At 68.9% G+C, this 23,141-nt stretch carries 22 protein-coding genes; 8 read left to right on the forward strand and 14 right to left on the reverse strand.

Annotated elements, in window-relative coordinates; all coding sequences use genetic code 11:
- Positions 1–111 precede the first annotated feature (111 nt).
- The 3 genes from MFF55_RS09465 to MFF55_RS09475 all read right to left on the reverse strand — a co-directional run bounded on the left by MFF55_RS09465 (position 112) and on the right by MFF55_RS09475 (position 2,757).
- Positions 112–1,206 (reverse strand): GGDEF domain-containing protein, encoded by a 1,095-nt coding sequence (locus tag MFF55_RS09465; RefSeq protein WP_238243834.1) that lies wholly within the window; start codon positions 1,204–1,206, stop codon positions 112–114.
- Between the two features lie 387 nt (positions 1,207–1,593).
- On the reverse strand, positions 1,594–1,965 hold the full coding sequence (locus tag MFF55_RS09470) for a hypothetical protein (protein WP_373874766.1): 372 nt from the start codon (positions 1,963–1,965) through the stop codon (positions 1,594–1,596).
- A gap of 234 nt (positions 1,966–2,199) precedes the next feature.
- The gene (locus MFF55_RS09475) at positions 2,200–2,757 is read right to left on the reverse strand and encodes a L,D-transpeptidase (RefSeq protein ID WP_373874770.1); all 558 of its coding nucleotides are present in this window, start codon (positions 2,755–2,757) and stop codon (positions 2,200–2,202) included.
- A gap of 232 nt (positions 2,758–2,989) precedes the next feature.
- Here MFF55_RS09475 and MFF55_RS09480 point away from each other — a divergent pair, with 232 nt between their 5' ends.
- A complete protein-coding gene (locus MFF55_RS09480) occupies positions 2,990–3,919 on the forward strand; it encodes a histone deacetylase family protein (protein ID WP_238243837.1) in 930 nt (309 codons plus the stop codon).
- A gap of 363 nt (positions 3,920–4,282) precedes the next feature.
- Here MFF55_RS09480 and MFF55_RS09485 read toward each other — a convergent pair whose 3' ends face one another.
- The 3 genes from MFF55_RS09485 to aroC are packed head-to-tail and all read right to left on the reverse strand — an operon-like array spanning position 4,283 to position 6,789.
- Complete coding sequence (locus MFF55_RS09485; RefSeq protein ID WP_238243838.1) at positions 4,283–4,570, reverse strand: DUF4926 domain-containing protein; 288 nt, start codon at positions 4,568–4,570, stop codon at positions 4,283–4,285.
- Between the two features lie 22 nt (positions 4,571–4,592).
- The gene (ribB, locus tag MFF55_RS09490) at positions 4,593–5,669 is read right to left on the reverse strand and encodes a 3,4-dihydroxy-2-butanone-4-phosphate synthase (protein ID WP_238243839.1); all 1,077 of its coding nucleotides are present in this window, start codon (positions 5,667–5,669) and stop codon (positions 4,593–4,595) included.
- A gap of 19 nt (positions 5,670–5,688) precedes the next feature.
- Complete coding sequence (gene aroC / locus MFF55_RS09495; protein WP_238243840.1) at positions 5,689–6,789, reverse strand: chorismate synthase; 1,101 nt, start codon at positions 6,787–6,789, stop codon at positions 5,689–5,691.
- Between the two features lie 309 nt (positions 6,790–7,098).
- Here aroC and MFF55_RS09500 point away from each other — a divergent pair, with 309 nt between their 5' ends.
- Positions 7,099–7,422, forward strand: a complete 324-nt coding sequence (locus MFF55_RS09500; protein ID WP_238243841.1) for a hypothetical protein — start codon at positions 7,099–7,101, stop codon at positions 7,420–7,422.
- Between the two features lie 53 nt (positions 7,423–7,475).
- On the opposite strand, the gene MFF55_RS09505 is transcribed toward MFF55_RS09500, so the two are convergent.
- Positions 7,476–8,618: an anhydro-N-acetylmuramic acid kinase gene (locus MFF55_RS09505; protein WP_238243842.1), complete on the reverse strand. Its 1,143-nt coding sequence runs from the start codon at positions 8,616–8,618 to the stop codon at positions 7,476–7,478.
- A gap of 131 nt (positions 8,619–8,749) precedes the next feature.
- On the opposite strand from MFF55_RS09505, the gene tyrS reads away from it, so the two are divergent.
- Complete coding sequence (gene tyrS, locus MFF55_RS09510; protein ID WP_238243843.1) at positions 8,750–10,003, forward strand: tyrosine--tRNA ligase; 1,254 nt, start codon at positions 8,750–8,752, stop codon at positions 10,001–10,003.
- 81 nt (positions 10,004–10,084) lie between these two features.
- Here the strand turns inward: tyrS and MFF55_RS09515 are convergent, their stop codons facing one another.
- Positions 10,085–10,459, reverse strand: coding sequence for a tudor domain-containing protein (locus tag MFF55_RS09515; RefSeq protein WP_238243844.1), 375 nt, complete (start codon positions 10,457–10,459; stop codon positions 10,085–10,087).
- Between the two features lie 108 nt (positions 10,460–10,567).
- On the reverse strand, positions 10,568–14,020 hold the full coding sequence (locus tag MFF55_RS09520; RefSeq protein WP_238243845.1) for a YhdP family protein: 3,453 nt from the start codon (positions 14,018–14,020) through the stop codon (positions 10,568–10,570).
- A gap of 132 nt (positions 14,021–14,152) precedes the next feature.
- Between MFF55_RS09520 and MFF55_RS09525 the strand changes: the two genes are divergently transcribed.
- Together MFF55_RS09525 and MFF55_RS09530 are read left to right on the forward strand one after the other, a co-directional pair.
- Positions 14,153–14,620, forward strand: coding sequence for a peroxiredoxin (locus MFF55_RS09525; RefSeq protein WP_238243846.1), 468 nt, complete (start codon positions 14,153–14,155; stop codon positions 14,618–14,620).
- Between the two features lie 99 nt (positions 14,621–14,719).
- Complete coding sequence (locus tag MFF55_RS09530) at positions 14,720–15,922, forward strand: peptidoglycan DD-metalloendopeptidase family protein (protein WP_238243847.1); 1,203 nt, start codon at positions 14,720–14,722, stop codon at positions 15,920–15,922.
- 38 nt (positions 15,923–15,960) lie between these two features.
- Here MFF55_RS09530 and MFF55_RS09535 read toward each other — a convergent pair whose 3' ends face one another.
- Positions 15,961–16,407, reverse strand: coding sequence for a response regulator (locus MFF55_RS09535; protein ID WP_238243848.1), 447 nt, complete (start codon positions 16,405–16,407; stop codon positions 15,961–15,963).
- Positions 16,404–18,197: a sensor histidine kinase gene (locus MFF55_RS09540; RefSeq protein ID WP_238243849.1), complete on the reverse strand. Its 1,794-nt coding sequence runs from the start codon at positions 18,195–18,197 to the stop codon at positions 16,404–16,406. Before MFF55_RS09540 ends, MFF55_RS09535 begins: the two co-directional genes overlap by 4 nt.
- Positions 18,198–18,314: 117 nt before the next feature.
- Between MFF55_RS09540 and MFF55_RS09545 the strand changes: the two genes are divergently transcribed.
- Positions 18,315–19,292, forward strand: coding sequence for a histidine kinase dimerization/phosphoacceptor domain -containing protein (locus MFF55_RS09545; RefSeq protein WP_238243850.1), 978 nt, complete (start codon positions 18,315–18,317; stop codon positions 19,290–19,292).
- Positions 19,289–19,669, forward strand: a complete 381-nt coding sequence (locus tag MFF55_RS09550; RefSeq protein ID WP_238243851.1) for a response regulator — start codon at positions 19,289–19,291, stop codon at positions 19,667–19,669. Before MFF55_RS09545 ends, MFF55_RS09550 begins: the two co-directional genes overlap by 4 nt.
- A gap of 145 nt (positions 19,670–19,814) precedes the next feature.
- On the opposite strand, the gene MFF55_RS09555 is transcribed toward MFF55_RS09550, so the two are convergent.
- Positions 19,815–20,117, reverse strand: coding sequence for an immunity protein CdiI family protein (locus MFF55_RS09555; protein ID WP_238243852.1), 303 nt, complete (start codon positions 20,115–20,117; stop codon positions 19,815–19,817).
- Between the two features lie 72 nt (positions 20,118–20,189).
- Positions 20,190–21,318 (reverse strand): peptide chain release factor 2 gene (gene prfB / locus MFF55_RS09560; protein WP_238243853.1). Its coding sequence is split into 2 segments (ribosomal slippage): positions 20,190–21,248 and positions 21,250–21,318, totalling 1,128 coding nucleotides; the frame shifts between segments, so codons are not numbered across the junction.
- Positions 21,319–21,496: 178 nt separating this feature from the next.
- Between prfB and rlmB the strand changes: the two genes are divergently transcribed.
- Entirely contained in the window at positions 21,497–22,297 is an 801-nt protein-coding gene (gene rlmB, locus MFF55_RS09565) for a 23S rRNA (guanosine(2251)-2'-O)-methyltransferase RlmB (RefSeq protein ID WP_238243854.1), read from the forward strand.
- A gap of 6 nt (positions 22,298–22,303) precedes the next feature.
- Here rlmB and trhA read toward each other — a convergent pair whose 3' ends face one another.
- Positions 22,304–22,984, reverse strand: a complete 681-nt coding sequence (gene trhA / locus MFF55_RS09570) for a PAQR family membrane homeostasis protein TrhA (RefSeq protein WP_238243855.1) — start codon at positions 22,982–22,984, stop codon at positions 22,304–22,306.
- Positions 22,985–23,141: the final 157 nt, after the last annotated feature.

Below are 23,141 nucleotides of genomic sequence, written 5' to 3' on the forward strand. Positions count from 1 at the left end.
GCCGGGCACTCTGGTCGGGGATGGCGGCGGGCGGAATAAGCCCAAGCTCGTCTCCGTTAAAGCAGTTGCGCGGCTTCGCAAAGACGAGGCCCGGGCCCGGCGCGCCTTTCCTCAGGCGCAGAGCTGGGCGGGCAGGAGCGGCCGGTCGATCGCCTCGCCGAGGGTCGGCTCCCAGGAGGGGACGATGCGGTTGCGGCCCTCGGCCTTCGAGCGGTAGAGCGCGGCGTCCGCCAGGTCGATCAGGGCCGCGAGCGTCTCGCTCCGGCGGTCGGTCTCGCCCACGGCGAGGCCGAGGCTGACGGTCACGGGGGCCTTGATGCCGGGATTGGGCCAGGCCAGGGCCTCGATCGTGGCCCGCAGGTGCTCGGCGAAGCGAAGGACGTCGCGCGGGCCCGCGTTCCGCAGGATGGCGATGAACTCCTCGCCGCCGTAGCGGGCGCACATCCCGGTCGAGGGCAGGACCTCCCGGATCGCACGGGCGATGGCCGCGAGGCAGCGATCGCCCTCGGCATGGCCGGCGGTGTCGTTCAACCGCTTGAAGTGATCGATGTCGAACAGCACGATGCCGAAGCTCTGCGGCGGGTTGCTCGGATCGGACCAGAGCCGTGCCGCCTCGTCCTCGAAGGCGCGGCGGTTGGGCAGGCCCGTCAGCGCATCGGTGTTGGCGAGCAGGGCGAGGCGCGCATTCGCGCCGGCGAGCGCCCGCTCCTGGAGGGCGCCGCGTAGGTTGAGCAGGAAGGCGTGCTGCTGGAGGATCATCTTGGTGCGCCGGGCACGGACGACCGCGCCCAGGATCAGCGCGAAGAACAGGGCGAAGACGAGCGTGTCCTTCACCGGGGACGCGGGATCGAACAGGCCGAAGCCGACGAAGCAGGCGATCGACGCGCCCGCGCCGCCGATCGTCCAGGCGAGGGTGACCGGGAAGAGGAGGAGCGCCGTCGACCCTGCGAGGAGGGTCGCGGTGAGGTAGCGGTAGAGCGTCTGCTCCTCGCCGAGCAGGCCGAGGATCCCGCCTCCGGTCATCATCATGATCACGGCCAGCGGCAACGTCGCCCCCTCGACCCAATCGGCGCGCGGTCGCGACCAGACCCAGGCGAGGGCCGCGTAGCCGATGGGCAGGCAGCAGAGCCGCAGCAGGCTGGACGGGTAGAGCAGCGCGGGCACGTGCACCCAGTCGAGCGGGATCATCAGGCCGCTCAAGATCATCGACCAGATCAACCAAGCCCGCGCCAACTGGCTGCGCCGCCGCCAACTCGTATCGAGGTAGAGTCGGTGCAGCCCCCCCCTTCAGATCAAGATCACGGATGCGCCTGGATAACGCTTCATCAACCTCGACGGAGAGCGCGTCGCGACTCTGCGGGTCGAGGGCGTCGAGGACCGCCGCCCAGCGCCCGCTGGACGACCCGCCCTGTCGCTTCGTCTCCGTCCCCATCACAGGCAGATGTCCGTCATCACGGGAACGCATGTCCCCGATCACTTCAGGTACCGCAGCAATTCTGGATTGCACGGGAGGATGAAAGCGCCGATCTGGTTGATAGATGTTCAACTTCAGCTGCTTAACGACGCGCTAAAGTGATGCGATAGTTTTCGAGATCATGCGGCCAAGGGAAAGTGCGGGGCGGGCTCCCGCGCCGCGTTCCGCCGAGGATTGGCTGCAAGCGCGAAGGCAAGGAGCGTCTCGTCGCTGGACTCCGCGGCCTGCACGAGTTCGAGCGCGATGCGGGCACCAATCGGCGTCGGCCCGTTGCGACCGCTGAGAGAGGCGGCGAGCCAATTCGCGACCTCGCGATTGATGTAGCCCGTCGGACGCTCGCCCCAGACCGCGAAGTCGACGACCAAGCTGACCAGAAGGTCGCCGAAGCTCGGATCGCTGTCGGGGATCGCCCGCTCCAGGGCAATCAGCATGTCGGCGTCGTCGCGGCTGGCTAGTCCGTCCCGGAGGAGGCTGCGGGCGAGTTGCTGCACGTCAGCGCGGGCGATCCGACCCGCAGCGACCATACGGTTACAGAAAACCTGAAGAGCAGTGTCAATCATTGGTTGATGCCTCCCCGGCTTTTGCTTGGCCGGCGTTCGTCCTGTCTGGTCATCACCATGACGGACGGGCATCGCTCTTGAGGTTAATACGGAAGTCTGAACTGGCGTTCAGGTTAAAGTCGGCTCACGAAGCAGGCTTTCGGAAGTGTAATTCTGAACGGGAGCTTACCGCACCACGACCTTGGTGCCGATCGGAACGCGGTCGTAGAGATCGACCACGTCGGCGTTGAGCATGCGGATGCAGCCGGACGACACGGCTTGGCCAATCTTCTCCGGCTCGTTGGTGCCGTGAATGCGAAACAGAGTGTCGCGCTTGCCCTCGGCGAGATAGAGGGCGCGGGCGCCGATGGGGCTCGTGGGGCCGCCCTCCAGGCGCTTAGGTAGCTCGGGACGGCGCGCCAGCATCTCCGGCGGTGGGTTCCAGTCAGGCCATTCGCTCTTTCGGTCGATATTCGCTACGCCTGCCCAAGCCATGCCGGCGTTGCCGACGGCCACGGGGTAGCTCATCGCCTTGCCGTCGGGCATCACATAGTAGAGGCGGCGCTCCTTAGTGACGACCACGACGGTGCCCGGCGCCTCCTTCGTCGGATTGTCGACGACGGCCCGCGCGATCTTCGGGTCGATTGCCGCCTGTGGCGCGAGCTTCATCCACTCGCGGTCCCTGGCCTCGCCGGCGAGCGGCGTCGCCGTCGCGACCTGCACCGGCGGCGAGGTCTGTGCCATCCGCGTGTTGCAGCCGGCCAGCGCCAGCACGGGAATCAGGAGGGTGAGGGGAACGCGCATGGCAGGGCCTGTCCGAGATCCCGGCCCGGGTTCGAAAGAACATGGTTGACGGGAGGGGCGGAAACTTAACCTCTGTTCGAAGCCAGGCGTAGCCGGCGCCGAGGGAACCGCGGCGCAATTGCCCGTCTTGTTGCGCCAAGGTGACAGGACGCAAGGCCGGGAGGAGCGATCCGTGACGACCCTTTACCTGAGCCATCCCGCCGCCCTCGATCACGCCATGCCGCCGGGCCACCCCGAGCGGCCCGACCGCATCCGCGCCGTCGACCGCGCGCTTGAGGACGAGCGCTTCGCCGGCCTCGTCCGGGCCGCCGCGCCGCTCGCCACGTCGGAGGTCGCCGCCCTCGCCCATCCGGTGCCCTACGTCGAGGCGATCGTCGAGGCCTCTCCGAAATCGGGCTTCGTCCAGATTGATTCCGACACGCTGATGTCGCCCGGGACCCTCGAGGCGGCCTTGCGTGCCGTCGGCGGGGCGGTGCACGCCGTAGACGCGGTGATGAGGGGCGAGTGTGCCAACGCCTTTGTCGCGATGCGACCGCCCGGGCACCACGCCGAGCGCATGCAGGCGATGGGTTTCTGCCTGTTCAATCACGCGGCCATCGCCGTGCGTCACGCCCGCCAGGTGCACGGGGCGACGCGGGTGGCGCTGGTCGATTGGGACGTCCACCACGGCAACGGCTCGCAGGACATCTTCTGGGACGATCCCTCGGTGATGTTCGCCTCGACCCACCAGATGCCGCTCTTTCCCGGCACCGGCGCCGTGGGCGAGCGGGGCACCCACGACACCATCGTCAACGTGCCCCTGCGGGCGGGCGACGGCAGCGCCATCTTCCGCGAGGTCTTCGAGAAGGGCATCCTCGCCCGCGTCGCCGCCTTCGCGCCGGACTTCATCGTGGTCTCCGCGGGCTTCGACGCCCACCGCCTCGATCCGCTGGGCAGCGTCGAGCTGGACGAAGGCGATTTCGGCTGGGCCACCCGCAAGCTGATGGAGGTGGCCGACAAGCACGCGGGCGGCCGCATCGTCTCGGTGCTGGAGGGCGGCTACGATCTCAACGGACTGGGCCGGTCCGTGGCGGCGCATGTGGATGCGCTGATGGGGCGGTGAAGCGGGTTCGGCGCAGTCTACCGTGATGCGACGGGATAGGCCGTGATGAAGCGCGCGACGCCGTCCCCGTCCGCATCGACCTGCCAAATGGAGCGCAGGCGGAACGCTGCGCCTTCCCGGTCCGAACGACGCTCTCGAAGATCAGCTTGTGGCCGCGCGGTACGACCTTGATCCCGACGAAGTTGCCGAGGTCGGTGTGCCAGTGCAGGCGCTGGATCAGCGCGTCTGGCTCGCTGCGTCGATGGCCGAGGCGCTCGAAGAAAGCCGCCTTGCCGCGGCTGTCACGGCTCGGGGAATTGAGCAGGTAATCCCGGACCTTTCTCGCACCGACGCTGAAGCCCGACGGCCACGAGATATACGCGTTCAAGGGCGCGTCCGTTCGTGCTCGGCGATGAGGTTCGCCGCGACCGTTGCCAGCGCCTGGAGCGGTTGGGCGAACTCGACCTCGTAGGCCTCGCCGGCGCCCCATACGCCGACCACCGTGCCCGAGGATCCTGCCGGAACGATCTCGCCCTCGTTGCTCTCGACGTCGACGGCGAGCGTGACGAGATCGAGCTCGTCGATGGGAAATCGGCGGGCGGTCTCGGTGATCAGGAGATTCGGCCGATGCTCGAAGGACATGGGGAAGGGATAACGGCGGCGGAGAACCACGGTCAATCGCTCGCGAGACCCCTCACCCCTCCAGCCGCTCCTCACCCAACAGCTCGATCCCGAAGCCGGACAATCCGACATAGGCCCGCGACGAGGTCGCGAGATTGCGGATCGAGACGACGCCGAGGTCGCGCAGGATCTGGGCGCCGAGGCCTACCTCGCGCCATTGCCGGACGCGCTGAGCCTCCGCCCCCTCCTCGACGTAGCGAGAGAGCGGCACGCCCGCCGTGCCGTCGCGCAGGTAGACGAGAACCCCCCTGCCCTCGGCGGCGAAGCGGCGCATCACGCATTCGATCATCTTGCCGCCCTCCATTACGTCGGCGACGACGTTCGAGCGGTGCAGGCGCACGAGCAAATCGCGGCCGTCGCCGATGCGGCCGTGCACGAAGGCGAATTGCTGGATCGCCTCGAAGGGCGTGGTGTAGGCGTAGCCCGTCAGCTCGCCGAATTCGGTCTTCACCGGAAAGCTCCCGACCCGCTCGACGAGCTTCTCGCGCGCCTGCCGATAGGCGATGAGGTCGGCGACCGAGACGCGCCGGAGCTTGTGGGTCTCGGCGAAAGCCTCGATCTGCGGCCCCTTCATCACGGTGCCGTCGTCGTTGGCCAATTCGCAGATCACGCCGACGGGGGGCAGGCCCGCGAGCTTGCAGAGGTCGACCGCGGCCTCCGTGTGGCCCGAACGCATGAGGACGCCGCCGTCCTTGGCGATCAGCGGGAAGACGTGGCCCGGCCGCACGAAATCGGAGGCGCCCATGTTGCCGTTGGCGAGCGCCCGCACCGTGTTGCACCGCTGCTCGGCCGAGATGCCGGTGGTGAGCCCGTGCTTCACGTCGACCGTGACGGTGAAGGCGGTCCCGAGCGGCGCGTCGTTCGAGGCGACCATCGGCGCGAGCTGCAGGCGCCGGGCCTCGGCCGCCGTCACCGGCGCGCAGACGATGCCGCAGGTGTTGCGGATGATGAAGGCCATCTTCTCGGGCGTGCAGAGGGAGGCCGCGACGACGAGGTCGCCCTCGTTCTCGCGATCGTCGTCGTCGGTAACGACGACGATCTCGCCGCGCGCATAGGCCTCGATGGCCTCGGTGACCGATGTATGAGGCAAAGGATGTCTCTTCGTAGGTTCAGTTCGCGCCGACCTGCCCCCGGTGCCGTAGATAGTGATCAGCGAGCACGCAGGCCATCATCGCTTCGGCGACGGGCACCGCGCGGATGCCGACGCAGGGATCGTGGCGGCCCTTGGTGACGATGTCGGCGTCGCGGTTGTCGCGGGTCACCGTCCGGCGCGGCGTCAGGATGGAGGAGGTCGGCTTCACGGCGAAGCGGCAGACGATGGGCTGGCCCGTGGCGATGCCGCCGAGGATGCCCCCAGCATGGTTGGCGAGGAAGGTCGGAGCGCCGGCGTTCCCCGAGCGCATCTCGTCGGCGTTCTCCTCGCCGCGGAGCGCCGCGCTTGCGAAGCCGTCGCCGATCTCGACGCCCTTGACCGCGTTGATGGACATCATCGCTGCGGCCAGATCCGCGTCGAGCTTGCCGTAGATCGGCGCGCCGAGGCCCGGCGGCACGCCCTCGGCCACGACCTCGATCACGGCGCCGACCGAGGAGCCGTCCTTGCGGATGCCGTCGAGGTAGCCCTCGTAGAAGGCGGCCATCTCGGCGTCAGGGCAGAAGAACGGGTTGCGCTCGACCTCGGCCCAGTCCCAGCGGGCGCGGTCGATCGCGTGCGGCCCCATCTGGACGAGGGCGGCCTGCACGATCACCTCGGCCGGCAGCACCTTGCGGGCGATGGCGCCGGCGGCGACCCGCGCCGCCGTCTCGCGAGCTGAGGATCGGCCGCCGCCGCGATAGTCGCGGATGCCGTACTTGGCGTCGTAGGCGTAGTCGGCGTGGCCAGGCCGGTAGCTGTCGCGGATCTCCGAATAATCCTTGGAGCGCTGGTCCGTGTTCTCGATGAGCAGCGCGATCGGGGTGCCGGTCGTGAGCTGGCGCCCCTCGGTGCGATCGTCCGCGAACACTCCTGAGAGGATGCGCACCTGGTCGGGCTCGCGCCGCTGCGTGGTGAAGCGGGACTGGCCGGGCTTGCGCCGATCGAGCTCAGCCTGGATATCGTCCGCCTCGAGCGGGATGCCTGGCGGACAGCCGTCGACTACGCAGCCGAGCGCCGGTCCGTGGCTCTCGCCGAAAGTGGTCACGCGGAAGAGGTGGCCGAAGCTGTTGTGGGACATCGCAGGCCCGCTCTAGCGCGGGTGCGCCGACGGCACAAACCCTGCCTGCGCGGCGCGGACCGCGCAATTCCCATTCGGCATGCCGCGTCCGACAGGGAGCGATCCGCCACGCTCGGTAGAGCAACCACGCGCAATCCCGCTCTCATCCACCGGAGCGATCATGGACCGGTTCTCGGGGTCGTGGACTCGACCCTGCAAAGATGCTCCATCTCACGGCCAAGCTTGCGTCGTCAGGCTTGCGCCGGGTGGGGCAGGTCATGAGCCCTTCCGACAACGGCCGGAATGCCCATCGAACAACGGAGCCGTTCCATGAAATCCTGTTTCGCCGCCGCGATCGCGGGCCTGGTCGCGCTCTCAGGCCCGGCTCTCGCAGAGACGCCGGAGGAGACCGCCTTCGGCTTCGGCCAGTTCACCGGAGCGGCGACCTTCTGCAAGATCCCGCGTGAGAAGGTGAATCAGGTCGCCTCGGCGCTCCTCGAATCCGCCGGGATCGATGCGAGCGGCCCGAGCCCCGCGATGAAGCGGTTCACGGAAGGCGTCGCGGACGGCGTCCCCACGATGTCGGGGCCGGAGGCGTCCTCCTGCGCCGACGTCACCACGGCCTTCAACGAGGCCTACGACAAGATCCAGTGACGCCGCGGGGGCCGGGCGAGGGACCGAAGCGGCGTCTCGTCCGGAGGCGATGATCAGGACCCCGCCGGCTGGTTCAGAACGCCGCCCGTCATCGCCTCGCGCACGCCCGTGGTGCTCGGGAAGGTGATCGGCAGGCCTTTGAGCGAGCGCACGGCGAGGTGGGCGAAGGCCTGGGCCTCGAGATAGGCCGAGGACCAGCCGATGGCGTCGGCGGTCGTGATCTCGGCGCGCAGATGGTAGTTGAGGAGGCGGACGAGCTCGCCGTTGCGGGCGCCGCCGCCGGCCACGATCCATCGGGTCGGCGGCTCGGGCGCGTGGTCCAGCGCCCGGGCGACGGCGCGGGCCGTGAAGGCGGTGAGCGTCGCCGCCCCGTCCTCCGTCGAGAGCTGGCCCGCGAGCTTGTGCGAGAACCAGTTCCGATCGAGCGATTTCGGCGGCTTTCTGGCGAAGAAGGGGTGGATCAGGAGCCAGGCGAGCAGCGGCTCGTCGGGCCGCCCGCGGGCCGCCGTGCGCCCGCCGTCGTCGAGGGGACGGCCGGTGCGCTCGCGCATCCAGTCGTCAATCAGCGCGTTGCCGGGGCCCGTGTCGAAGGCGATGATCGTTCCGTCCGAGGCGATCAGCGTCGCGTTGGCGACGCCGCCGATATTGAGGATGCCGAGCGCCCCCTCGAAGCCGGAGGCCTTGGCCAGCGCCCGGTGAAACACCGGGACCAGCGGGGCACCCTGGCCCCCGGCCGCGATGTCCGCGTGGCGCAGGTCGGACACGACGGGAATGCCCAGACGCCGGCTTAGCGCCGCGCCGTCGCCGACCTGCACGCTCATGCGCTGGTCCGGGCGGTGCACCACGGTCTGGCCATGGAAGCCGATGACGTCGATGTCGGAGGGCGTCAGGCCGTTGTCGGCCAGGAAAGCCTCCACCGCCTCGGCATGGGCGGCCGTCACGAACGCCTCGGCCTCGGGCAGGCAGCCCGGCCGATCCTCCCGCGTCACCACGGCCTCGGCGTCGACGAGGGCGGTGCGCAGCAGGGCGCGATCCTCGTCGGTGTAGCCGCGATAGCCCGTCGGCCCGAGAGGTTCGAGGTAGCCGTTATGGCTGCGCACCACCCGCACATCCTCGCCGTCGGTCTCGATCAGGGCCACATCGACGCCATCGAGCGAGGTGCCGCTCATCAAGCCGATCGCACGCATCATGGTCATGGCCCAAGCCCCTGCGCCCCGTGCCTTTCCCGATCGAGGCTGCTATGAGCCCGCTCCGACCAAGACGATCAGCCGAGCTAGCACGCGGGCGCGGCCCTTGTCGCCGGCCCGCGCCAGACGAGACCGCTCCGATGTCCGCCCTTCAATCCGACTTCCTCCGCACCCTTCAGGAGCGGGGCTTCATCCATCAATGTTCGGACCTCGACGGGCTCGACGGGGCGCTGCGGGCCGGGCGGATCACCGCCTATATCGGCTTCGATTGCACCGCGCCCTCGCTCCATGTCGGCTCGCTGGTGCAGATCATGATGCTCCATTGGCTGCAGGCCATGGGGCACCGGCCGATCGTCTTGATGGGCGGCGGCACCACGCGGATCGGCGACCCGACGGGCCGCGACGAGGGCCGCAGGGTGCTGAGCCTCGATGACATCGAGGCGAACAAGGCCGGCATCGCCAAGGTCTTCGCGAAGTTCCTGAGCTTCGGCGAGGACGCCGCGATCATGGTCGACAACGCCGAGTGGCTGTCGGGCCTGAACTACCTCGACTTCCTGCGCGACGTCGGGCGCCATTTCTCCATCAACCGGATGATGTCCTTCGACAGCGTGCGGCTCAGGCTGGAGCGAGAGCAGGAACTCTCGTTCCTCGAGTTCAACTACATGCTGCTGCAAGCCTACGACTACGTCGAGCTGAACCGGCGCTACGACGTGACCCTGCAGATGGGCGGCTCGGACCAGTGGGGCAACATCGTCAACGGGCTCGACCTCGGCCGGCGGATGGGCACCAAGCAGCTCTTCGCGCTGACGACGCCGCTGCTCACAACGGCCTCCGGCACCAAGATGGGCAAGACGGCGGCCGGTGCGGTCTGGCTCAACGCGGAGTCCTTGAGCCCCTACGATTACTGGCAGTTCTGGCGCAACACCGAGGACGCCGATGTCGTCCGCTTCCTCAAGCTGTTCACGCTGCTGCCGATGGCTGAGATCGGGCGGCTTGAGGCGCTGTCGGGCGCCGAGCTCAACGCGGCCAAGAAGATTCTGGCGACCGAGGCCACCGCGCTGATGCACGGACGCGAGGCGGCCGACGCTGCCGAGGAGACTGCACGGAAAACCTTCGTCGAGGGCTCGGTGGCAAGCGACCTGCCGAGCGTCGCGGTTGCGCGCGCCGTGATCGAGTCGGGTCTGGGCGTGCTGACTGCCTTCGGCCCCGATTATGCGAAGCTCCTACCCTCCACCAGCGAGGCGCGGCGCCAGATCAAGAACGGGGGCTTGCGGGTCAACGACGTGCCCGTGGCCGACGAGCGCGCCGTCCTCGGCGCGGGCGACCTGACGCCGGAGGGCGTGATCAAGCTGTCCTTCGGCAAGAAGAAGCACGCGCTGCTGCGGGCGGAGTAGGGCCGGGCACGCAGTGCTTCTGTTGAAACGTCGTCGCCGGGCTCCGGAAAGCCCGGCGACGTGGCTTCGGCGGTCAGCACCTCAGCGCGAGCGGCAGCGTCCCGTGCTCATCCGCTCCTTGTCGCCGTCATCGTAGTTCACGCCGATCGTCCCTCCCGAGAGCGAGGCGATGACGCCGGGGTACCACTTGCCCGAGCCCTGGAAGTTGCACTCGACCCGGCCGCCGATCGCCCAGTTGTAGGGACGGACATTGCTCAGGCTCAGCGTTTCGCGATCACCGTCGTCGTAGGCGATAGTGACCCGGTCACCGGTCACGCCCTGGATGATGCCGGGATACCAGTACTCGCCGCCCTTGTAGCGCGAGAGGACCCAGTCGCCGGTCGTCTGGGCCGATGCTCCGGCGATGCCGGCGGCCAGGACGCTCGCGGCGAGCACGGATTGGAGAAGAGTCTTCACGGCTTGTCCTCGACGCGCGGCCCGATGCGGCGCTCGATGCTTAGCTATTCAGTCATGAGCGTAATGGTCAAGCTTACGTCCCCGGTCGAAGAGTGCTGATCCAAGGCTTCAGCGCACCGGCCTGGCTCCGGCATCCGCCGAGAAGCCGTCATCGCCGCCGGCGCTGAAGAGCTTGCGCAGGATGCCCGGCGCCAGGGCGGAGAGCGGGTTCACGCTCACGTCCGGCGCGGCGAGCCGCCCGGCGACGCGGAAGTTGAGGGCGAAGAGGCCCTCGTTGCGGCCGCCGCCGAGCAGCTGCCCGAGGATGGGCAGCTGCGAGACCACGTTGTTCAGCCCATAGAGCGGCACGAAGGTGCCGTTGACGTCGGTTCGCTCCTTGGCGGTGTCGAGGTAGCCCGAGAGCGTGAAGCCCATCGCAGCGTTGGAGATCGCCGCGTCGGTGAAGTCCACCCGTGAGCCGCTGCGGGTGAAGTTCGCCCGCAGCCTGTCGAAGCCCACTTCGCTGCCCTGCCCCTGGACCACCTGCTTGCGGCCGCGCGCGTCGACGATCTCGTTGCTCGTCGGCCCCTGCGCGATGATGCTCGCCAGCGCCGGCTCGTTGCGCAGCGAGAAGTCGCGGATTTGAACGACGCCAGCCTGGGGTCCATCGTTGAGCGCGCTGCTCATGGAGAGCCGCCCGCCATACATTCGTCGGTAGAGGTCGGCGAAGCGCAGGGTTGCGCCGGCATCGGCGGCCTCCACCGTGAGGACGGGCACGCCGCGCTCGCCCCGGGCGATCTGCGCGGTGACGGGCGCGCCGTTGAACTTGCCCTGCATCTGCGCGGAACGGATGTCGCGGCCCTTGGTTGCGAGCTTCACACTCGCGCCGGTCAGGGCTTCGCCGTTGAAGCCAGTCAGAATGCCGAGGCTGATCTCCGCCTCGACCTCCTTCGGCGCGCTGTCCTTGGGCGATTTGCTGTCGGACCCAGTGAGCGAGCGCAGAAAGGGCCGTGCGTCGGCCACTGCGCCTCGGACACTGACCTTGTAGCCGCCGCCGCTGCGCTCCACTCCGACCCGCATGTCGTCGCCGGGCGAGAGCTTGAGCGCTGACAGCTCCGCCCGTTCAAGCGTGCCCTCCGCGCTGACCGTGGCGCTGCCGCGTGCCGTGGTCGCGCCGGCATCGAGCGCGATGTCGCGCAGCTCGATCGGCCCGCTTCCGGGGGGCTCGGAAAGGATGAAGCTGAGCCGGCCGGGCTTGCCGGCCGGTTTGACGAAGCCCGGCAGGAGCCCGTCGATCCCAGCCCGGCCCAGATCTGCCTCGACCCGGATCGCCGTCTTGCCGCTGCGTCCGATGGGCAGGCTGAACCTCGTTGCCACGGGTCCCGAGAGCTGCGGGGCCACGGGCAGGCCCTTGCGGGCGCGCAGGGCCTCGTCGAGGCTGAGATTGACCAATACCTCGCCGGGCCCTCCCGCCTTGGCCTGGCGAAGATCGAGGCTGAGGGCCGAGCCAACGACTTTGCCGTCGCCCTTCAGGACAAAGCCGTTGCGATCGTAGCTGACGGCGAACTTGCCCGAGTCGAGCCGCTCCTTGCCGAAGGCCTTGTCGACGCTCAGCTCCGACAGGCTGCCCGTCATCGTCACGGGCAGGTCCGCGAGCTCCGGCATCTGCTTGAGATTAAGGGGAAAATCGATCCGCAGATCGGCTTGTCCCTTGACGGTGCCGGGGTCGATATCGGCGCCGATCACGGTCTTGAACATCTTCGATTGCAGGAGTGCGGCCAGGGCATCGGCGCCGCCCGCGAGGCGCAAGCCGATCTGGGCGACGACCGTCTCCGGCGTGATCTGCGGGATGACGAAGGAGCCGTCGGAGATCGCGAGGCTGCGGTTGTCCGGCATCCTGACCTCGGCGGTGACGCCGCGGATCGTCGTGGTCAGGCCGGTGATGGTGCCGGTGACGCGGCCATGGCTGAGCGGCGGCGCGTCAGGCGAGATCGCCAACGTCGCGTCCGCGACCACGAAGGCGATCCGCACCGCGTGGTCCGGCATCGGCTCGCCCTTGGTCGCGGCCGCGAGCTCGCTGCCGCTCATGTCGACGCGGATGTCGACGGTCTCGACCCGGCCGCCGCGCAGGTAATCGACGAGGTAGTTGCGGGCCGGCGGCGCGACGTGCTCCGGCCACAGGCGGAGCGCATCGCGGACCCCGGCATTGGCGGCCGCGATGTGGAGGGTCAGGCCCTCCTCGTCGCCCGCGGTTGCGATCGTGCCGGTGATGCGCCCGTTCCAGCCCTCGCCCGCGGCCGTGAACTCGTCGATGGCGATGCCGCCGCCTCGTCCGGACAGGCGGGCCGACATCGCCGCGAGCTTGACCGGCTTGTCCTGAGCCGCGGCGCCGCGCAGGACCGCGTCGCGGCTCGCCAGCGCGAAGGTCCAGGCTGTGTCGGCGCCCGCCGGACTCGCGGTCCAGGCGCCGGTGAGCTGCACGACGTTGCCGCCGCCGCGATAATCAAGACCCTCGAGGTTCATGACCCGACCGGCCTCGTCCCAGTTCACCTGCGCCTCCAGGCTCTCGATGGTGACCGGGTTGAAATCCTTCTCCTCGATGAGGAAGTTTCCGTCGCTCGTCCGCACCGTTCCCGTCATCGTCTCGATCCGGCCGGCATCGAGTGCCACGTCGGCCTTGGCGGAAAGCTTCAGGTCCGTCGCGATCGGCAGCTTCGACTGGCCCGAGAGCAGGAGCAGGTCGCTGATCGGCAGGTCGTCGAGGGTGATGATGCCTGTCCGTTTGGTGCCGCCAGCCTCGTGCACGTCGCCGCCGAAGCGCCATTCTCCGTGCGGGCCGTCGATGCGCAGCTCGAAGATGCGGGCGTCGCGGGTGGCGTCGCGCCGGAACAGGCCGTTGACGCGCTCGAACACCGCGCGCTCGCGGGCATCGTCGTCGATGAGCGTCAGGCGGCCGTTCGTGATCCGGGCTCTGTCGAGGGCGCCGACGACGCCGGCTGAATCGAGCACGACACCGAAGATCGAGGCTGCCGCCGCCGAGATCGGCGAGACGTTGCCGCGGGCGGAGTCGACGCTGGGCAGCGTGTGCGGCTGAGCCTGGTCCTTCGACAGGCTTCCAGGTGCGGCCGGAGCGGAGGCCGCGAAGGCGATTGAACCGTCGCGGTGGACGAGGGCGGTCATCTGAAGGTCGCGGAACTCGATCGAGCGGGGCTGCACCGCGAGCCGCGCCAAGCCCCAGGTGTCGAGGCTGACCAAGGCCAAGGGCGCGCGCACCACGAGGGCGCCCTGGGGATTGTGGATGTCGAGGCCCGCGACCCGCAGGGCGAGCGAGTTCTCGGAGTCGAGTTCGAGCGAGCTGTCGCGCATATCCACGCGCCAGCCGGGTCCGATGCGCTCGGCCATAGCCTGCGCCATCTGGCCGGACAGGCCATCAATGCGCCAAGGGCCGGCGGCGAGACGCACCAGGCAACCCGCCACCGCGAGGACGAGGAGCAGGAGGCCCACGAGCGCAACCCGCAGCAGGGGGCGCCGCCGGCGGGCCGGCCGCTTCAATCGTAGGCCTGGACCGTTATCCTTGTTCATCAATCCGTAAGCCGCTGGATCGGAACGCCGGCCCAGGTTATCGAGCGGTGGTCCGGAGATTCGCGGTCTTCTGCGCCGACGCCATCCGGTTCCTCCCTTGGCACACCATTAATCGGCCGAAAGGAAGGCACGATGCCCCTCGACACCGGTGACGAGGCCCCGAATTTCGATCTGCCCGGCGCGGGCGGCGAGACCGTCAGCCTGTCGGCGCTCCGCGGGCGCAAGGTCGTCCTCTATTTCTACCCGAAGGATGATACCAGCGGTTGCACCCTGGAGGCGCAGGGGTTCAACGCTTTGGGCGAAGCCTTTGCCGCCGCCGACGCGGTCGTCATCGGCGTCTCGCCGGATTCCGTGAAGAGCCACGACAAGTTCCGGGCGAAGTACGGCCTCTCCTTCCCCCTCGCCTCCGACGAGGGCAAGGCCATGCTGGAGGCCTACGGGGTCTGGGTCCAGAAGAGCATGTACGGCAAGAGCTATATGGGCGTGGAGCGCACCACCATGCTGATCGACCGGGCCGGCCGGATCGCCAGGGTCTGGCCGAAGGTGAAGGTGCCGGGCCACGCTGACGAGGTCCTAGAGGCCACGCGCGCCCTCGCCTGACTTCCGGCAGGGGCTGCCTGCATCGAACCGTCCCGACGCTTACACCTTCCTTAACCCTAACGATGTCAGAACGGACCGACCTGGACCAGGTCCGACGACATGCGCTTTTCCCTTCGATCCGGCCTCGCGAGATTCGCAGCCGCGCCCCGGAGCGTCCACTGCCTCGCGGCGGCGCTTGCCGGCACCATGGCCTGGGCGGGCGCCACGACCTGCTACCTCGTGTTCCACGACGAGGTCCTGGCGCGCTTCGTCTCGCAGCAGAGCGCCATGCAGTACAGCTACGAGGGGCGGATCAACGCCCTGCGGGTCCAGCTCGACCACGCTGCGATCGAGCGCGCGACCACCCGCGACGGCCTCGAGGCGCGGCTGGCGGAACTCGCCCAGCGTCAGGCCGGAATGGAGCGGCGCCAGGCGATGCTCGCAGCCTTGGCCGGCGAAGGCGCCCTCCCCGCGGCCGAGGCCACCGATCCCGCTCCGGTCCCGCCGGCGCGCGGCCGGCGCCCTGGGTTGGGAAAGCCAATCCCCACGCCCGATGCCCTGGAACTCCGCACGCAGGAGGCTGGCGGCCTGGAAGGAACCGGGCGCCGCTCCGCCCTCGACCTGCCGGAAACCGTCGCCGCCCTGGAGCACCGGCTCGACGCGCTCGCGGAAGCGCAAGGCCGCAGCCTCGCCGCGATCGCGCTGCGTGCCGGACGGAACGCCGAGCGCCTGCGCAGCCTCGTCGCCCGCACCGGCCTCGACGCCTCGCGCTTCGAACGCCCGGCCGCCACCGGCCTCGGCGGCCCCCTCGTTCCGATCGTGATCGATCGCTTCGGCATGGCGCTCGCCGACGCGCAGCGCTCGCTCGGCGAGGAGGAGCGCCTGCGCCGTGTGGCCGAGGGGCTGCCCCTGCGCCAGCCGCTCGCCGGATCCTTCAGCCTGTCGAGCCATTTCGGGCCTCGCCTCGATCCTTTCACCCGGGGGCTGGCGATGCACACGGGCATCGACATGAAGGCGGAGGCCGGCGATCCGGCCCGTGCCACAGCAGCGGGTCGGGTGATCGCGGCCGAATATGCCGGCGGCTACGGCAACATGGTCGAGATCGACCACGGCCACGGCGTCACCACGCGCTACGCTCACCTCTCGACCATCGCGGTCCAGCCCGGCCAGAGCGTCGAGGCCGGGCGCATCGTCGGCCGCGTCGGCTCCACCGGCCGCTCCACCGGCAGCCACCTGCATTACGAGACCCGCATCGATGGCGAGCCGGTGGACCCGCAGCGGTTCCTGCGGGCGCGAAGCGGGCTGGAGACCGCCGCGCGTTAGGGCGCACCGAGGCCGCGGCAGGCCCGTCCCCGCGGGGGCTAGACCATCAACGGTGCCACCTCGTTGTGGCCGAGCCAGTACCCGTTCACCTGCTCGATCAGGCTATGGAGGGCCTGGGGCTGGCTCGGCTTCACCAGGAACGAGTTCGCGCCGAGATCATAGGCCTGCCTCAGGTCGGAATTCTCCCGCGACGAGGTGAGGATCACCACCGGGATGCGGCGCAGGGCAGGCTGCGCCTTGATCCAGGTCAGGACCTCGAATCCGGAGCGGCGTGGCAGCTTGAGGTCGAGCAGGATCACCAGGGGGCGCATCGGCTGATCGGCCGAGGACACCAGCCCGCTCAGCAGAGTCAGCGCCTCGTCGCCGTCGCAGGCGAAGCGCAGCGGCACGCTCGACCCCAGTTTTCTGAAGGAGCGCGCCAGAAGGTGCCTGTCGTCCGGATCGTCCTCGATCACGACGATCACGTCCTCGAGCAGTGCCGTCATCCTTGCGAACCTTCCTCGGAAGCCGGGAGCTCGATCCAGAACCGGCTTCCGAGACCGGGCTCCGATTCGACGCCGCAGGTGCCACCCATGCGCGTCATCGCACGCCGGACGATGGCCAACCCTATCCCGGTTCCGGGATAGGTTTCGACCCCGTGGAGGCGCTGGAACGGGTCGAACACCCGCGCCTGGTGCTCCGGGGCAATCCCGATCCCCCGGTCCTCGATCCAGAGCCGGACGCGGTCGCCCCGGCGCTCCGCGTGGATCCGGACGTCGGGCGCCTCGCCCGGCGCCGTGAACTTGATCGCATTCGCGATGAGGTTTCCCAGGGCCTGCCGCAGGACCGGGCGGTTGGATCGCACCACCGGCAGCGGCCGCTCGACCCGAATCGTCGCCCGCCCCTCCGCCAGGGTCGGCGCCAGCTCCGACAGGACGTGATCGACCGAGGCTTCGAGGGATTCGGGTCGGACGCTGACCTCTTCCTTGGCCAGGCGGCTGTAGGCGAGGATGTCCTGGATCAGGTCTTCCATGCGCCGCGCGGCGGCGGCGATGCGCTGCGTGTAGTGCCGCCCCTCCGAGGCCAAGCCCTCGCCGAAATCCTCCACGAGGGCGTCGGCGTAGCCCTGCATCGAGCGCAGCGGCGCGCGCAGATCGTGAGAGATGGAATAGGCGAAAGCGTCGAGCTCGCGGTTGACCTCGACGAGGGCCTGCGTGCGGTCCTCGACCCTGCGCTCCAGGTCCGCGTTGAGGCTGGTGAGGGCCTCCTGCGTCAGGCGCATCGGCGTGATGTCCTCCGCGATGCCGACCACGTACTCGAACCGCCCGCGCTCATCGTTCACAGGCCAACCCCTGTCGCGGATCCAGCGCAGCGAGCCGTCGGGCTGCGTGATCCGGTACGTCTCGTCGTAAGTCCCCTTCATCGCGTTCGCGGCGTAGCTGGCGCTCACCCGCTCGCGATCCTCGGGGATGACGGCGTCCAGCCAGACCCTGGAATTCTCGTAGATCGCCGCCAGGGGACGGCCCCAGATGCGCTCGAAGGCCGGGTTGACGTAGAGCAGAGTGTTGCTGCGCGGATCCGAGACCCAGAAGGCGTCCTCGATGTTTCCGGCGAGGTTGCGGAACCGCTCCTCCGCCTCGAACAGGCGGCCCTGGGCGCGCTGGCCCACGAGAGTGACGACGCCCAGGATCGCGCTGGCGAGCGCCAAACCGCCGCTCGCGACGCCGATTACCGTCGCCCAGGCCGCCTCGCTCTGCTCGCGCGCCGATTGCGTCGCCAGCGCCTCGGTTCCGGTTTCCCGTATGCTCCGGATCGTCGCGTCGATCTGTTCCATCAGATTCTGTCCGACATCGCTGCGGACGACGCCGAGGGCCGCGCTCTGGCTGCGTGCGTGAAGGGCAACGGTGTTGGCCAGCTCGTCGAGCTTGCTCTCGGTCAGCGCACGAAGGCTCGCCAGACGGCCGATCTGCTCCGGCCGTCGGACCGATCGTTCCGCTGCGGCGAGCTTCGACCAGACCCGCGGAACGGCCTGCTGGTAGGTGGCGAGGTAGCGCTGCTCGCCCGTCAGCAGAAAGCCGCGCTGTCCCGTCTCGGCCGCCCGGATGGCCTCGTGGAACTCGGCCACCAGGGTCAGGACGCCGTTGATGCGCGAGACCTCCGCCCGGCTCGTGTTGAGCCGCGAGAGGTTGAGGAGGAGAACGGCGCTGCTCAGCGCGGTGAGCACCAGGGCTGCGACCAGCGCCGTGACCCCGAGGGCCGAGTAGCGGCCTCGCTTGGACTGCGTCAGGGCGGCCACGTCAGAGGTTCTGCCTTGCCATAAGTCCTCGAACGTTTCAGCCTGCCGGATCGCGGATCAAACGCCCGAAGCTCGCTGTTAGCACCGCGGACCGGTTTCCTGAGCAGTGGAACGTTCATGCGCGTTATCGTTGCCGACGACGACCCTGACACGCGTGCCCTGAACGTTCGCGCGCTCTCCCAGGAAATTCCCGACCTCGACATCGTCGAAGTCTCCGATCCGCCCAGCCTCGAACAGGCGCTCCAGTTGGTGCCCGACCTCCTTGTAACGGATTATGACCTGCGCTGGATCGATGGGTTCGCGCTGTTCGAAACCGTACGCGGCAGCTACCCCCACTGCCACGCCATCATGGTGACCGGAACCGGCTCCGAGGATCTCGCGGTCCGGGCCATGAAGGCGGGGTTCGACGATTACGTGGTGAAGGGCCGCAACCAGCTGAAGCGCCTGGCGCTGACGGCGCGCATGGTCGTCGAACGCGGCCTTGCCCAGCGCGCCCTGGTCGAGAACCGGGATCTGGTGCTGGCCGAGCTCTACCACCGTCTCCACAACAACCTGCAGATCGTCATCAGCCTGATCCGGCAGACGGAAAAGTCGATCCAGAGCGAGGCGGACCGGCGGCGATTGTCCGATCTGCGCCAGCGCATCCAGGCGCTCAGCCGGCTGCAGGAGCAGTTCTACCGCTCGCCGGACTTCCGCCGGGTCGATTTCGGGGGCTTCCTGCGAGAGCTGACCTCCAGCCTCGTGGCCCTCGCGCCCGTTCCCGTCACCCTCGAATCCGGGCTCGACGCCGTGGACCTCCCCGTGGACATCGCCGTTCCCTTCGGTCTGCTCGCCAACGAGATCATCACCAACGCGGTCCAGCACGCCTTTGCCGACGCGCAGGACGGAACCTTGTGGGTGCGCCTGGAGCGGGAGCCCGGCCGCGTGGTTCTCACGGTGGAGGACGACGGGCGCGGCTTCGCGGGCGATCTCCGCTCGGCACCGGCCGGGATGGGGCTGCAGCTCGTGGAGCGGCTCGCGCAGCAGATCGACGGAGAGGTGGTCGTGGAGGAGCGAAACCCGGGAACGCGCTGCCGCGTGGGCGTGGCGCTGTGAGCCGCCGCCTGCGCGTCCTGATCGTCGAGGACGAGTATCTCGTCGCCAGCTACATGGCGGATCTCGTGGACGAGGCCGGCCACGAGGTGGTCGCCAGCGTCCCGACGGGAGAGGCGGCCCTGGACCACTTGGCTCAGGGCGGGATCAACCTCGCGATCCTCGACATCAAGCTGAAGGGCGCGCTGACCGGGATCGACGTGGCCGGGACGGCGCAGGCCCGGTCGATCCCGCATGTCTTCGTGTCGGGCTCGGGCGACCCGGCGACCCGGGCTGCGGCCGAGGCGACCGGCCCCGTCGCCTTCCTGCAAAAGCCCCTCGACGAGCGGCGGCTCAAGGCGGTGCTGAAGGTCCTGCTGCGCGATATCGTCGACGTCTGAGGCGCCTCGGTCTCGGCCTGAGGCGCCCGCACTTAAAAGGTGGGTGAGAAGCGAACTTTTCGAGCTTAGGCAGCAAGCTCACTCGCGGCCAGGAAAGAAAGCCAGCTGGACGCCTGGACTCTTGTCTTGTGAGATGTTGCTGACGTCACCTTTCTTCGTCGTGCGCGATGTGCCTGATGGTCGCGCCGCTCCCGAGTTCATCAGCCACGCGAGAGGCCAAGCGTCGACCTTGCTCGTGGAACAATCGTTCCTCGTTGGCGGAAGCGAAACCGGACGACGAGGGATCGTCGCGGTTCAGGGTCGCGTCGTAGGCCGACGCCCATGCGAGAAGATCAGAGGATAGGTGGTCGCTCAGCCCCAGCTCTGTGGGGGAGACATTTCCGACACGCTCGGCCTCGTCCCACCAGAGGGGCCAGCACTCGTAATCGGCCGTGACCTTGACCCGCATGGCGAAAACCTATGCGAGGTCGAGGCCGAGTTCCACTCCATCTCGCCCACCCCGATGCGTGGGTCGACGGCCTTAATCGATATCCTCGACGCCCTCGGCTCCACCGTAGACCCGCTGCGCCAGCGACGCTTCCATGAACGGGTCGAGCGACCCGTCGAGCACCGCGTCGGGATCGGTGGATTGGGTGCCCGTGCGCAGGTCCTTCACGAGCTGGTAGGGCTGGAGCACGTAGCTCCGGATCTGGTGGCCCCAACCGATATCGGTCTTGGCGGCGGCCTCCGCGCTGGCCTTCTCCTCGCGCTTCTTCAGCTCGGCCTCGTACATGCGGGCGCGCAGCATGTTCCAGGCGGTGGCGCGGTTCTTGTGCTGCGAGCGCTCCTGCTGGCAGGCCACCACGATCCCGGTCGGGATATGCGTGATGCGCACCGCCGAATCCGTGGTGTTCACGTGCTGGCCGCCGGCGCCGGACGACCGATAGGTGTCGATGCGGCAGTCGCTCTCCTTGATCTCTATCTCGATCCGGTCGTCGATCACCGGATAGACCCAGACGGAGGCGAAGCTGGTATGGCGGCGCGCGCTTGAATCGTAGGGCGAGATCCGCACCAAGCGGTGGACGCCGGACTCGGTCTTGAGCCAGCCATAGGCGTTGTGACCCTTGATAAGGAGCGTGGCGCCCTTGATCCCGGCCTCGTCGCCGTCCGACCACTCGACGATCTCGACCTTGTACTTCCGGCGCTCCGCCCAGCGGGCATACATGCGCTGGAGCATGTTGGCCCAGTCCTGGCTCTCGGTGCCGCCGGCGCCGGAATGGACTTCGAGGTAGGTGTCGAAGCCGTCGGCCTCGCCGGAGAGCAGCGTCTCGACCTGGCGGCGCGCGGCTTCCTTCTCGACGGCGCGGATCGCGGCCTCGCCCTCGGTGATCGAGGCCTCGTCGCCCTCCATCTCCCCGAGCTCGATGAGCGTCTTGGCGTCCTCGAGATCCTGGTCGAGCTTCCTGATGGCGGTCACGGCCTCGTCGAGCTCCTGACGCTCGCGCATCACCTTCTGGGCGGCCTCGGCGTCGTTCCAGAGGTCCGGGTTCTCGGAAGCCGCGTTCAGCTCCGCGAGACGCTTCTCGACGGTATCCCAGTCAAAGATGCCTCCTCAGCAGTCCGATCGACTGCTTGGCGGCATCCGAGAGTTGCTCGATCTCGGCGCGCATCTTGTGCTTCGGGTCAGGGTTTCGGGTCGGGGGCGGTGATAGACCCCGCGATGGCGCCTGTAAACGCGAGTGCCCTTGCCGTTCGGCGCTTGACGAAGGGGCTGGCGGCCGGTTTGTCGCGGGCGTCCCTTGGGACCGCGTGGCGCTTCGCCCCCGGCCAGGACGGCGGATGGTTGGCATGACGACGCGACGCGAGGGCCCGGCGGGGCCGAGACGAGCCCGGCCGCAGGGGAAGCGCGAACGCTTCCGCCGCGGTCCGCCGCGGGGCGAGGGCGACGATCGCGTCGTGCTCTACGGCTGGCACCCGGTCATGCAGGCGCTCGCCAACGAGGGGCGCAGCCTGCACCGGCTGCTCGCCACGGAGAACGCGCTCGCCCGCCTCACGGAAGCGGTCGGCAGCCTGCGCGTCGTGCCGGAGCTCGTCCGGCCTTCGGCCATCAACGCGCTGCTGGGGCCGGACGCCGTGCATCAGGGGCTCTACCTCGAGGCGGACGCCCTCCCCGCGCCCGACCTCGACGCCCTGCCCGACGACGCGCTGCTGCTGGCCCTCGACCAGATCACCGATCCCCACAATGTCGGGGCGATCGTGCGCACGGCGGCTGCCTTCGGCGTCGCCGGCATCGTCACCACGGCCCGGCACTCGCCCAATGCCACCGGCGTCATGGCGAAATCGGCCTCGGGCGGGCTCGAACACGTGCCGCTCGTCATCGTTCGGAACCTCGCCGAGGCGCTGATCGAACTCGGCGAGCGCGGCTTCACCCGCATCGGCCTCGACTCGGAAGCCGAGACCTCCCTCGACGCGGTCGGTCCGAAGCGGCCGGCGGTGATCGTGCTCGGGGCCGAGGGCAAGGGCCTGCGCCAGCGCACCCGCGAGACCTGCGACGTGCTCGCCCGGATCGACTTCACCGGCGAGATCCGCAGCCTCAACGTCTCGAACGCGGCGGCGATCGCCCTTTACGCGCTGAGGCCGCGAGCCTAGCTCTCCTCAGGCGCCGGCCTCCAGCACTGTGGTCAGAACGGTGCCGAAATGGCAGGCCGTCGCCGCCAGCACGAAGCCGTGCCAGATGGCGTTCTGGTAGGGTAGGCTCCGCCAGAGATGGAAGACGACCCCGAAGGAGTAGAGCAGTCCCCCGATGGCCAGCAGCCAGAGGGCGGTGGGGTTCAGCATGGCGATGACGGAATCGTAGGCTGCGACGCCGCTCCAGCCGAGCAGCAGGTAGAGGCCGACCGCGGCGCCGTCGAAGCGGCCGGGCAGCATGATCTTGAGCGCCATCCCGATGATCGCGACGCACCAGACCATGACCAGCAGGCCCCAGGCGACCGTGCCCGTGCCGACGAGCGTCACGAGCGGCGTGTAGGTGCCCGCGATCATCAGGTAGATCAGGGCATGGTCGGCCCGGCGCAGCAACCATTTGCGACGTCCGACCGGCCACATGTTGTAGGTGGCGGAGACCCCAAGCATGGAGACGAGGCCCGCCGCGTAGACGGCGACGGCCGCCTGCTCCCGCCAGCCCAGCGGACCGAGTGCGGCAAGGATCACTATGGCGATGGCGCCGGCGAGGCCGCAGGCGACGCCGAGGAAATGGATCACGCCGTCGGCCAGCATCTCCCGGCGGGTGTAGTTCCAGGTCAAGCCCGCGGGGCGTCCATCCTCTGCCAGGAACATCGCTGTCTCCGAGCCGTCACCACGAAGCTAAGCCTTGTTCCGTCAACGCGTTCCCTGCGCAAACTACCGAAGCGACCTCCGGTCGCGGAAAATTGTCCGGTCATGGTGAAGAAGGCGCTGGTCGCGCCGCCGTCTCAGCGCACGCCGGAGTAGACGG

It is taken from the genome of Methylobacterium iners, assembly GCF_022179305.1.
Taxonomy (GTDB): domain Bacteria; phylum Pseudomonadota; class Alphaproteobacteria; order Rhizobiales; family Beijerinckiaceae; genus Methylobacterium; species Methylobacterium iners.